Source organism: Neochlamydia sp. TUME1 (assembly GCF_000813645.1).
GTDB lineage: Bacteria > Chlamydiota > Chlamydiia > Chlamydiales > Parachlamydiaceae > Neochlamydia.
In genome coordinates this window covers 1-11224 of the sequence record NZ_JRXI01000125.1, presented here as the reverse complement: position 1 = coordinate 11224, position 11224 = coordinate 1, and the positions used below count along the sequence as shown (strand labels likewise).

Below are 11224 nucleotides of genomic sequence, written 5' to 3'. Positions count from 1 at the left end.
GAAGTAAAGCAGATTTAGGGTAATAAACGTAAACGATCTCTTTACATCCATCTTGCTCGCGTAATAAATGGTTGTATCCGTCATCACTATACTCATAAGTGCGAATGTAGCTGTCATATTGTCCTGCTACAGGAATGCCCTCTTTATTTAGCACAGGACCCTTTGCATTCCCTGTAAGATTTCCAAGCAGCCATTCATGTTTTATATTTCCATTTTTGTCGTAATCGTAATAGCGGCTGCTTAGTAAGTTACCCTGGCCATCTTGTAGGGTTTTAGTTGTTAAGCATCCCTCTAAATGTGGCAAAGAGCTCCAAAAAAAACTTTGCGTGCGATAAAGATTAGCGTCTAACAGCTTATCGATGCCTGTTAAGCGTCTTTTTGAGTCATAATGATAGCGAGTTTCTTGGTTATGAAGATCGAGCACACGGGTCGTCCCACCGGGATAGCTATAAATACGACTTTTACGGTTGATAAAGTTTACCTCGTAGTAAAAGCGATGGGTAGGATGCAGGGTTTGATCTGTTCCTACAGCAGCTTTTAAACAAGATACACGTTCATAAGGGGAAGTACATCCATCGTAAAAAGTTAAAGGTTTTTTAGTATAAGCGTAAGGATTGGTTTCATCGTAATATTCAATTTGCTTGCAGCGACCATTGGGTAGGGCTTTTTGTTTCATGCGGTGGGTAGTATCATCGTAAGAATAGCAGATTTTAGGGGCGTTAGTAGAAATCACTTGATGGAGGTCATGTCTGGCCGGATAATTGCTGAAAAGATATGCGCAGCTTCCGCTTTTATCTTGATTAGCATAGGCTACCATGCGGGGATTAAGCTTAAAATTGTCATATTCAAAGTGAATCTTTCCTAAATCTTGCTGGAGGCTATTGGTATTACTTATCTCATCAATTTTCCACCCTAAGGGGGATTTTTGATAGGTATACTGCGTCTTAATTCCATAAGGTTTTTGTTCATAAGTAAGCCCATCTTGAGAGCGAATCTCAGTCAGAGAAAGTCGCGTGCGATGACTAGAACCAAAATATTTAAGGCTTTTTGAACCATCTCTTAAGTACACGGCGAAAGTACCTGGTTTAGGAGATATAATTTGCATCTGAAGATTATGAGGATTGCTTTTTCCGCTAATGAATCCTTTAGAGCAATTGGTCAACCCCTGACTGTAATTGGTTGCATTGATGAAAAGGGTGCGCCCAATTAGGGTATTGGTATATAAAGTCTTCATGCCTTTTTCTTCGTGAACAACTCTGTTTAAGCTGCCGCCAAGCATTTCTACATTATCTGGCTCGTTAATATTCCAGCCGCTGGTATGAGTGTAAATACGTTCTATATAGAGAGGATCAGGACCTGGACTCCATACATCAATGGCACTATCGATAAAAGTACCCGTGATGACGTTAACGCATCCGTCTACCATAGCTGAAGGCTCTCCACCTAAGGTGGCGATATTTTGCTCGCCTATAAGGGCTTCTTGGGAGGAATTAAAGTTTGCTAAGCCAACGGGTTCTTCAGTAGCTTGAAGGCATGAGCCAATGCTGAATAAGAAAAAAATATAAAGAAAATTTCGCATGCTATCTTTCCAAAAGATAAAAATTTTCTTATACAAAGGAAGTGGTTTGGTAGCAATGAAATTTTAATTTACCTTCTAAAAAAGCTAAAAAGGCGAAAGCTGAATTTTTTATTGGCTTATGGAGAGGAAGAGAAGGAAAAAGCTAAAAAAGGCTTGTATAGATAGCCAAAATTTAAGCCTATTTATTTAGAAAAAGCTGTAGCAGCTGCATAGATAAGGGATTAATGAGAGGACGATTTTGGTGAACAAAGGTGGATAGATGATCTTGTTTTATCCAAAATACTTCTGTATGTTCATCATCATGGCTAAGTTCTTTCTTAGGTACCGCAGGATCTAAAAGGATTTTTGCACAGATTTCATAAGCATGAGAGTGAGTATCTACAATTAAATAAGAGGGAAGAATATGATGAATCATTGCTTCTTCAATTCCTGCTTCTTCCTTAAGTTCAGTTTTTAGTTGTTTAATAATATCGACATGCCCTTCGTTTAAGGCAGAGGGGTCTATCCCTCCAGCGGGCATTAGCTCAAGATAATTAGGATAATCGGTAACATGCTCTGCGCGCTTACCCATGAGAATTTCATTGCCTGCTAAAGTATAACCACACACACAAATGGGCTTAAGATGAAGTTCATGGATTAGAGTAGGATCGCGTACTTGAGCAAGATAAAGTTTATACTCTACAAAACGCCCGTAAAGATGTTTTCCGTCAAAATGATCTGCACAAAGAATTTTTCCATTAAAAAGTTTTCCTTGGGTACGGAGAAGCTCTTTTTTCCACATTTCTTCAATAGAGAGGAGGGTAGCCTGGCTCATTCTTTTTGGAGGTTGGATACGGCTGATGTGAACTTTAAAAGAGGGGGAGAGTGGAAAGATCTCAAAGTCTTGCATAAGCTTCCTCAAAACAAAGGGTAAGGTCTTTCCAGCTATCTGTAGTCATAGCACCTGAAGGAATGGAAATAAGATAAGGATTGCGTATAGCTATAGTAGGGATGTGAGCGTTTAAAGCGGCTAAAATGCCTGCCCTAGAGTCTTCAATAGCTAACACTTGGTCCGCTAGAAGAGAACTCGTTTTTAAAGCGTGTAAATAGATTTCTGGATCTGGCTTAGTTTTTTTCACATTCTCTTTGGTAACGATGAAAGCAAAGTAGTCCTTTATTTCTAGTGCCTCTACACAGCTGGCAATTAATGGATAAGCCGATGAAGTTACTAAGCCCATTTTAATCTTTTTATGCTGGCAAAAGTCCAAAAATTCTCTTGCTCCTGGAATAAGCTTGCCTTCGCGTTTATAAACATCTGCCAAGCCATGATGATAAAGAGAAATTAAGGCATGTTTTTTTTCCGGCAATCGATAGCGTTCGATTAAAATAGGCACAAACTCTTCAAGAGAGGGACCCATAAGAGTTTTAAACTCTTCAAGGGAGCCTTCCTGGCCAAATGTTTTTAAAAAGGAAAGATAGTGCTTAAAAAGGAAAGGAATAGTGTCGACTAACGTACCATCAAAATCAATCAACACTCCTTTCAAGTGTTGAAAATCCATAGATAAGCTCATTCCCAATCTCCCCATTGAATACCGTCTCCTAAAGGAATAAAGCGAGCTGCTTTTTTACCTTCTATTTGCTGAAGATATTTAGGATGGATACCTAGGGTTTGCTTTCCAGGACGTAGAATATCTACATTGACTCCTTCTTGTAAAACTTGTCCTACGGAGATGGGGCATAAAGCTTGCACTCCTCTACGAGCAAAATGACGCAATTCTTGTTCGGAGGGATGAATCGTTTTAACCCATGATCCTTGCATTTGCTCAGCCAGTCGTACAGCACGCACCATCTCTTTTAATTCTTGAGGATTTAAAGCAAAAGCATGGTCAGGGCCTGGTAAGCGTCGATCAAGGGTAAAGTGTTTTTCTATAGCTTTAGCCCCTAACGCCACTGCTTGAATAGGAGCTACCATAGCATCCCGGCTATGATCTGAAAGACCTACAGAACATTTAAAACGTTCTTTTAACCAGAGGATTGAGCGTAGGTTCATGCTATCTGCTTCAGCGGGATATTTAGCTGTGCATTGCAATAAGGTCAGTTCTTTTCCCCCATAGGCAAAAAAAGCTTCCACTGCCCAAGCTATTTCATTTTCAGTAGCAGCCCCTGTTGAAATAAATGTCGGTTTAGCACTTTGAGCGATCGACTCAAGCAAACGTATATGCCCAATTTCATAAGAAGCAATTTTATGCCTTCTAACATAGGGATCAATAGCAAGAAAATCTTTTATTGAAAAAGCTGTGGCCATAAATTCAATGCCACTTGCTTGGCAATATTCGGCTAGCTGAGGAATCATTTCATAAGGCATCGCCAAGTCAGCAAAAATTTCTTGCATCTCCTTCTTAATTCCTGTGGCAGCTAAATAATTACTTATACCGGCGTTAGCTACGTATATAGTCTCAGGGCGATAAATTTGAAATTTAACCGCATCAGCTCCTGCTTCGGCTGCACTATCGATAAGCGTTTTAGCCATGTTCAAGTCTCTATCTAGAGTTCCCATGCGCCAGTTGGAACCAGCTTCGGCGATAATAAAAATAGACTTATTCTCCATGAAGGGAGTCAAGCGGGCCATATAACGGTAAATAGGTATATTTTCCTGAATATCTTCTGCATGGAAAACCGTCTGTCCAAGCAGTTCATAGCCAGCAGAAATAAAAGCTTTTTGAGAAGCTATATTCTCGATTTTAATTTTTGCAAAAATATCATCGAATCCTTGATGCTGCACCCATTTCTTAGTGGCAATCAAAGCAGCTGTGCCTATCCCTTTATTACGGTGCTCCGGCGCCACGTTTAATGAAACTTCTACACAACGGCGCTTATGGGCATGCTCAGGGTGGAAAATGGGCTTGAATAAAAAGAAAGCAACGCGCTGTCCATCAAGCAGGATAAATAAAGGGGGCAGCGCTGGAGATAAAAAATAATCGTTAATAAATTCTTTATAAAAGCTATCCCATTTTTTAGGTTGCGAGTGGATAGACATACGCAAAGTCTCAGCATCATTACGCCATTGTAGGATCTGGAAAGCATCTTCTTTAGTAGGTTTTACAATTTCGAATCCTATTTTATCAGCTTCCATTCTCAGACCTTTTTTTGTTTTACATGCGCATTAATCTTTTTCCATTGCGGATGGGTTTTGAAAGCGTCCAAAATATCCACTAGAGTAAAGTTTTTATTAGTAGGGTATATAGTTTCAAAGATTTTGCTGACTAGCAAAAAATCTTCTGGAGTATCAACAGTTAATCGATAGTTGGCAGCGCTGCGCATGTGTACGAAATTAGCTAGATGGAAAAGATCAGGATGCTTATAAATGAAAGGAGTGACATGTTCAAGATCGAATTTACTGGTAGCTTTATGATAAGCGCTTTCTAAGGTAGAGAAATTGAAAGCTTCTACATCCATGCCTCTAGGAAAAGTGCGCAGTTGCGTGTTAGACACATAGTCAAGACTAGCGCTTTTTTTAAGAAGGAGATTAAGGGCTTGATCGACGATCGCAGGATCGATTAAGGGACAGTCGCTTGTCAGCCGTACAATAATATCTGCAGGATATTCGCAGCAAGTTTTATAGTAACGATCAAGAACATTATGTTCATGACCCCTATAAATATTAACTTTTTCTTTTTCACAAAAAGAGGCAATTACATCATCTTGAGGATGAGTAGTTGTGGCAATGATGAGAGTGTGCATGGTTTGGATGCGCCGCACTCTTTCGATGAGATAACCTAAGAGAGGGCGCTGCATGATAGGTTGCAAGACCTTGCCAGGCAGGCGGGTAGATCCCATGCGCGCCTGGATGATAATGTTAATTTTTGGATTTTTCATGAGCTAAAGCTAAAGTACGTTAACATTCTAAATCAAGTGTTATTTGCTCTTTAAAGTTTTTTATCACGTAACATCATTCTTTTCCATCCTTCCGCTGTTAAAATCTTTTGATTAGAGGCAGAGGGCAGCATTTGCTTAGCTTCTACTGCAGAAGATATACTTTTAGTTACAGGTGAAGATGAAACGTGATTTTCTTCTGGAGCAAGAGGAGATGGGAGCTCTGACTTAAGCAGGGAAGGGATGGGGAAAGAGTTAGCTTTATTATTGGCATGATTTGTAGTGGCCATATAAACCTCCTAGGGTTAATACTGGATCACAAAGCAATTTTGATGCCAAAATAATCGAAAATAAGCGAAATAGTTAATATTAGTTCTTGATTTTTGTCTTAAAGCCATTATTGAATTTCTTTAATTTAAGCCAATTGCGTATATTTTAAAGGTATCAGCAAGGATATAAATATGGCTTCTCTTTCTTTTTTTACTCCTGTTGTTATTTGTGGAATCCTTAATCACGAACGTTGGGCATATTTAGATTAAGTAGTAAAAAATTTTTACGGGAACTAGATCTATGGAATGCCCTGAATTGGCACCGGTAAAGGTAAATGATTTATGGATGAAAAAGTGCCAACTTCATACTTCAGGGACGACGGTTTCTTTTGCTTTAATATTTGATAATCCTTATACCCAAATTGAAGAAGTTTGGATTGGCAACCTAGGAGATTTGCGGGCTATATTAGGAATAGGCCCTGATTGCCAGCAGCTTACAACAGATGCTCGTTATAGAAATGAAAAGGAAGATCTTAATATGGCTAATAAGCAGCTTTTAACATCCATTCACTTAAGAGAAGGATGGGTAGATAAAGATAAGCAAAACATTCATCGTGTAGCAGGAATTGTGCAACCTTTACGCGGCATTGGCCATCAGGATATAAAAGGATTTTCTTCGCGTCCTGAAATTTAAAGGATAAATTTATCTCCATTTAAAGAGCCTGCTGTGTTAGTTCTAGCTACTGACGGGACTACGGAGGTACTCGGTTCGCAAGAGATAATTCCTCTGCTTCAAAATGAAGAAGAGCCTGTAGATAAGCTTGTTAAGGAAGCTATAAAACGTAAAAGTGAAGATAATAATCCCGTGATCGTCATCAAGTTAAAAAACTAGTAATCGATGAATAAGCCGCTAGAAGGATATACGATTCAGCAGATGCCTATAGAAGAAAGGCCGCGAGAAAGGCTTCTTCAGCATGGTCCTGAAGCTATATCATCAGCAGAATTAATAGCAATTGTCTTAGGAAGTGGGACTAAAGGTTGCTCGGTTTTACGCATAGGACAAGAACTACTGATGCGTTTTGGTACCTTGCAAAAGTTTGCTGAGGCCTCCATTGAAGAACTCCAGCAAATCAAAGGCTTAGGACTTGCTAAAGCTATTCAATTAAAAGCCGCCTTAAATTTAGGTTTACGAGCCTCAAAACAGGCGATTGACCAAAGATTTAGAATTGTTACACCCTTGCACGCTTATAACTACATTAAAGATGAATTAGAATATGCCAAAGTTGAGCATATTGTGGTTATCTTACAGGATAGAAAAGGTTATGTGCTCTCTCATCATCTTGTAGCCTTAGGAACTCTCTCGCATGCCCCTATTCATCCTAGAGATGTTTTTCATCCTGTGATCCGTCATCAAGCTGCCAGTTTAATCTTAGTGCATAATCATCCTAGTGGCGATCCTACTCCTTCTCCAGAAGATCTTGAGGTAACTCAATCTCTCATCCAAGCTGCACGTCTGGTCGATATAGCTATCAATGATCATCTCATTATAGGGCGTGGCCGCTATATTTCTTTAAGGCAGAACCATAAAAACTTATGGGATACTCCTTGAAAAAGTAGAAAGGCAAGTCTACCTATTGAAGAATTCAATAGTCTCTTCCTTCTTTTTTAGGGGATCTAATTTTTCACTTCTATCTGCTTTATTTTATATCTATTTTTCGTTTATTATACTTTGCATGGTAGAAAAAAAATTCAAGATTGTCACGTTAGGGTGCAGAACTAATCAGTATGAGTCTCAAGCTTATCATGATCAATTGCAGGCGATGGGATATTCAGAAGCTGCAAAGCATGAGCAAGCAGAGATCTGTATTATTAACACCTGTACGGTCACTGAGTCCGCTGATTCTAGTAGCCGGCATGAAATTCGACAGGTGGCTAGAGATAACCCTGGCAGTAAGCTTATCATCACAGGGTGTTTTGCAGAAAGACAACCTGAGTTAGTAGGATCCCTGCAAGGAGTCACTCATGTGGTTCCTAATAAAGATAAAGAAAAGCTTTTAGAATCTGTTTTTCCTGCTGCAGAGTTGCCTGAATTTTCTATTAAACGCTTTGAGGCTCATACCCGTGCTTTTGTCAAAGTACAGGACGGCTGTAATTCTTTTTGTACCTATTGCATCATTCCTTATGTGCGTGGTCGCTCGCGTTCTCGCTCTTTAGATGAGATAGTTAAAGAAGCGAAAGGATTAATTGCTAATGGATATAAAGAAATTGTCTTAACGGGAATTAATATTGGTGATTTTGATGGTGCCAAACCTGAAAATGAAAAACCTGATCGCTTAGCTGATTTAGTGCGCGCAGTAGATAGGCTGCCAGGGCTTGAGCGTTTGAGAGTTTCTTCGATTGATCCTGACGAAGTTGATGATGATCTTGCGGATGCGATCTTGAATGGGATGCATACCTGTCATTCTATGCATATCGTTCTTCAAGCCGGTTCAAATGTGATTTTAAAACGTATGAACCGCAAATACACCCGACAAATTTTCCTTAATACGGTAGAAAGGCTAAAGAGTGCAAGCGCTGACTTTACATTTACCACAGACGTGATTGTAGGCTTTCCAGGTGAAACAGACAGTGATTTTGCTGAGACCTTAGAGGTTATGAAACAAGTAAAATTTGCTAAAGTCCATATGTTTCCCTATAGCGAGAGAGCTCGTACAAGAGCTGCTCTTATGCCTAATAAAATTCCTCAAGAAATTATCAAAAAGAGAAAGCATGAAGTCCTACGGACTGCTGAGCAAATAAGCTTTGAGCTGCGAGAGCAATTTATCGGCCGTCGCATGAAAATTTTGACTGAAAATATCGATCCCTCACGCCCTGGAGAAATTTGCGGCCATACGGAAAATTTTTTGATGGTTTGGGTGCCTCGATCAGACCATGCGCCAAACGCGATCCTAGAAGTAGAATTAATAGCTAATACTCCTGATGGTCTGATTGGGCGTTTGAGTTGCAGACAGGCCAGTTGCGGATAACCCTATGCATATCACAATTGCCGAACGGCTCCGCCCTTTTTCGCATACAGCAGGAACCTATTGTGTGTTGCCAGGCTCCCTGTTGCGTTTTCAAATATTTCCAGCCCTTTTACGTGTATATGATCTCTCTTACGCTGTTCCTAAATTAATCCAAGAAACTCCTGTGCCTGTGAAGGGACCTGTGAAAGAATTCACGGTACAGCTTGATCTGGAAAAAGGAGCTATTGATGTATGGGGCTTTGATCTACACGCTTATTTTCGTTATCGTATTCTTACAACCCAACAACCTAAACAATTTGCTCTTTACATTGATAAAGGATTGACAGCTTGGAAACCCGAGCAGTTGATTTTAAATCACGAGGTGGGCTCCTTTTTTTCAGCAGAGCGTTTATCGTTAGGTAACCATAAAAATCAAGATTGGGAGAGGGTGGCGATAAGAGAAAATTTAACAGAAATCTTTCCCATCTGGCTACGTTTAGGGCAGCTTTTAACTTCACCTTCAAAGGTTGCCTATGTAGGGACAGCAGCTCTTTTTAAAGATTGCCTCTCAGCTTCTAAAGAAGATGTTTATGATGCTTTTATCAATTTATTTAAAGTAGCCTTTGAAGGTATTCTTTCTCCCCGCTTGAACGACGAACAATATCAAGGATTTGCTTTAGATGCTGCCCCACCTACTTTATCACCTCTTATTTTGCTGACCGAGGGGGCACGCATCATTCGATCCTTGTTTATCCGCACCCAACTTAATGAAATTTTTGTTTTACCCTCTCTTCCTGCACAATTTCATTGTGGACGTTTCCTTCATATTCAGTGTACTTCCTTGGGCCTGCTAGATCTAGAATGGACCAAGCATTTTATGCGGCGTATGATTTTTCATGCTGAAAGTGATGAACTTGTACAGTTTCATTTTCCTAAAAATGTCAAGCGTTACCGTCTAAATGGACAATTTCAGCTAGTGGAAAAGCCTATTCAGATAAGTAAGGGAAAAGTTTATACCTTTGATAATTTTCAGCATTGATAAATTATTTTTTACTTCTCTTTTAGGATAATTAGCTTTTTAATTAAGGAAATGCAAGTGAGTCTTACTTGACTTTAGCGTGCCTGAAATTTCTAGGGCTATTCACTTTGGCTAGTTAAAATTTCCTTCTGCAATTAAGTTCTTTTCTTTTTGAAAAATCCTTAAAAAAGTTGTTCATAAAAGCATAAAAGATAAAAATAAGCTTGCCAGCCAATAAACCTCTCTGCATAGCATAAAAGAAGAACTTTAATACTGTTTAGCTCTTCTATCCGTAACATTAGAGGCAATTAGAACATTCTAATGTATCTTTAGACGATCCATAACGCTTAAAAAGTTGGATATGACAATTGGCAAAAGCTTATTAGGGATTAAACATACCCTAAGAAAGAAGATAAATCAGCCAGTTTACTTGGACGATAGTAAGGGTGATCTTAAATGGCATATCTTGCAGATTGCAAGAGCTTAAGTACTGGGTAGCAGTAAAAAGTGGAGAGGATTTTGCCTTACTTCTAAGGAGATTAATATTTTCGCGCTTATTTAAAGAATCCTGTGATTGCTAAGGCCAATAGCGTTGCAGCAGAAGGTTTAAGAAACGTAGTTATGGTATGTAAGAGGAAAGTGTTATACTGCTGCATTAGAACTCTTTATGGCCAAGGAAAATCTATTGCAGGTTTTTTGACAGTTGCTCTATATGTATCATACTAGGTAACCCATAACTTTTATTATCGGCAGAACCATTTATATCCTGTTTTGTGACCGCTCACTAAATTGATGCATTTATATGATTATTAAACAAAAAAAAGCTTGCTTTAAAAACAAAAATCATAAATATTAATTGGTTTAATTAAGGAAATGAGATGGTAAATACATTAGCAAATAATGATAACAATAAAAATGCGGTTTCTTCTTTTCCCACTCAGCTTGCTGTTAGCTCTATAGAGCAGCTTCCGGATGAGTTGCTATTACATATTTTTTCTTTTTTGCAAGCTTCCGACCTCCTTGAAGTTGAATTGACATGCCATCAATGGAAAAATTTGGCCGAGGAAGAGATTTTATGGAAAAGTCTTTATCAACGGTATTTTAAAGTTAGTGAGCTGGTGGGTGAAACTTACAAAGAAGACTATTTTCGTATGTCTGAAGCTGACCATGATTGGAGAAAAGTGGATGAATTGTTGAGCTCCTTGGAACATGGTGATCTTCAACCCGATGAGGCTTTAAGATTTTTTGGTTGGGCAAATGAAATAGGTGGAGAAGAAGCCTTTTCAGAGGATAACGCGTAAAAAAAGCCCTATAAAAAAGAGTAGATAAGTTCATTGAAAAGGATGTATTGATTTTTGCTTTTCAAAAGCCTGCTCCTGAGCAATTAAGAGTATCTAAAGAGCTTAAGAAACAAGGTTGCTTCATTTCTCCAGGGATGTGCGTGCGGTTGGTAAGTCTGCCAAAAAAATGTGTTAATTAATGATGAGGAAAGTAAGCTTTT

Annotated in this window: 12 protein-coding genes; 6 read left to right on the top strand and 6 right to left on the bottom strand. The window is 39.0% G+C overall.

The window, feature by feature from the left end; genetic code table 11:
* The 6 genes from DB41_RS05900 to DB41_RS05875 form a co-directional block, all read right to left on the bottom strand.
* The coding region (locus DB41_RS05900) for a hypothetical protein (RefSeq protein WP_039385393.1) at nt 1-1579 on the bottom strand (1579 nt) is incomplete at its 3' end.
* Between the two features lie 178 nt (nt 1580-1757).
* A complete protein-coding gene (locus DB41_RS05895; protein WP_039385391.1) occupies nt 1758-2468 on the bottom strand; it encodes an NUDIX hydrolase in 711 nt (236 codons plus the stop codon).
* A complete protein-coding gene (locus DB41_RS10780; RefSeq protein ID WP_052243948.1) occupies nt 2455-3129 on the bottom strand; it encodes an HAD family phosphatase in 675 nt (224 codons plus the stop codon). Before DB41_RS10780 ends, DB41_RS05895 begins: the two co-directional genes overlap by 14 nt.
* Complete coding sequence (locus tag DB41_RS05885) at nt 3126-4691, bottom strand: GNAT family N-acetyltransferase (protein WP_080502431.1); 1566 nt, start codon at nt 4689-4691, stop codon at nt 3126-3128. Before DB41_RS05885 ends, DB41_RS10780 begins: the two co-directional genes overlap by 4 nt.
* Nucleotides 4692-4693: 2 nt before the next feature.
* Entirely contained in the window at nt 4694-5434 is a 741-nt protein-coding gene (locus tag DB41_RS05880; protein WP_039385389.1) for a glycosyltransferase family protein, read from the bottom strand.
* 50 nt (nt 5435-5484) lie between these two features.
* Nucleotides 5485-5721 (bottom strand): hypothetical protein, encoded by a 237-nt coding sequence (locus DB41_RS05875; RefSeq protein ID WP_039385386.1) that lies wholly within the window; start codon nt 5719-5721, stop codon nt 5485-5487.
* Between the two features lie 280 nt (nt 5722-6001).
* Here DB41_RS05875 and DB41_RS05870 point away from each other — a divergent pair, with 280 nt between their 5' ends.
* From DB41_RS05870 to DB41_RS05850, 6 genes are all read left to right on the top strand, one after another.
* Entirely contained in the window at nt 6002-6394 is a 393-nt protein-coding gene (locus DB41_RS05870) for a hypothetical protein (protein WP_039385384.1), read from the top strand.
* A gap of 33 nt (nt 6395-6427) precedes the next feature.
* The gene (locus tag DB41_RS11675) at nt 6428-6592 is read left to right on the top strand and encodes a hypothetical protein (RefSeq protein ID WP_155117593.1); all 165 of its coding nucleotides are present in this window, start codon (nt 6428-6430) and stop codon (nt 6590-6592) included.
* Between the two features lie 6 nt (nt 6593-6598).
* Complete coding sequence (gene radC / locus DB41_RS05865) at nt 6599-7309, top strand: DNA repair protein RadC (RefSeq protein WP_039385382.1); 711 nt, start codon at nt 6599-6601, stop codon at nt 7307-7309.
* Between the two features lie 124 nt (nt 7310-7433).
* A complete protein-coding gene (gene mtaB, locus DB41_RS05860) occupies nt 7434-8726 on the top strand; it encodes a tRNA (N(6)-L-threonylcarbamoyladenosine(37)-C(2))-methylthiotransferase MtaB (RefSeq protein WP_039385395.1) in 1293 nt (430 codons plus the stop codon).
* A 4-nt stretch (nt 8727-8730) separates the two neighbouring features.
* Complete coding sequence (locus DB41_RS05855) at nt 8731-9744, top strand: hypothetical protein (RefSeq protein ID WP_039385380.1); 1014 nt, start codon at nt 8731-8733, stop codon at nt 9742-9744.
* Nucleotides 9745-10601: 857 nt separating this feature from the next.
* Nucleotides 10602-11024, top strand: a complete 423-nt coding sequence (locus DB41_RS05850) for an F-box protein (protein ID WP_039385378.1) — start codon at nt 10602-10604, stop codon at nt 11022-11024.
* Nucleotides 11025-11224 lie beyond the last annotated feature (200 nt).

Coding starts and splice junctions, on each gene's coding strand:
- DB41_RS05895 (WP_039385391.1), bottom strand. CDS start 2,468: ATGCAAGACTTTGAGATCTTTCCACTCTCCCCCTCTTTTAAAGTTCAC.
- DB41_RS10780 (WP_052243948.1), bottom strand. CDS start 3,129: ATGAGCTTATCTATGGATTTTCAACACTTGAAAGGAGTGTTGATTGAT.
- DB41_RS05885 (WP_080502431.1), bottom strand. CDS start 4,691: ATGGAAGCTGATAAAATAGGATTCGAAATTGTAAAACCTACTAAAGAA.
- DB41_RS05880 (WP_039385389.1), bottom strand. CDS start 5,434: ATGAAAAATCCAAAAATTAACATTATCATCCAGGCGCGCATGGGATCT.
- DB41_RS05875 (WP_039385386.1), bottom strand. CDS start 5,721: ATGGCCACTACAAATCATGCCAATAATAAAGCTAACTCTTTCCCCATC.
- DB41_RS05870 (WP_039385384.1), top strand. CDS start 6,002: ATGGAATGCCCTGAATTGGCACCGGTAAAGGTAAATGATTTATGGATG.
- radC (WP_039385382.1), top strand. CDS start 6,599: ATGAATAAGCCGCTAGAAGGATATACGATTCAGCAGATGCCTATAGAA.
- mtaB (WP_039385395.1), top strand. CDS start 7,434: ATGGTAGAAAAAAAATTCAAGATTGTCACGTTAGGGTGCAGAACTAAT.
- DB41_RS05855 (WP_039385380.1), top strand. CDS start 8,731: ATGCATATCACAATTGCCGAACGGCTCCGCCCTTTTTCGCATACAGCA.
- DB41_RS05850 (WP_039385378.1), top strand. CDS start 10,602: ATGGTAAATACATTAGCAAATAATGATAACAATAAAAATGCGGTTTCT.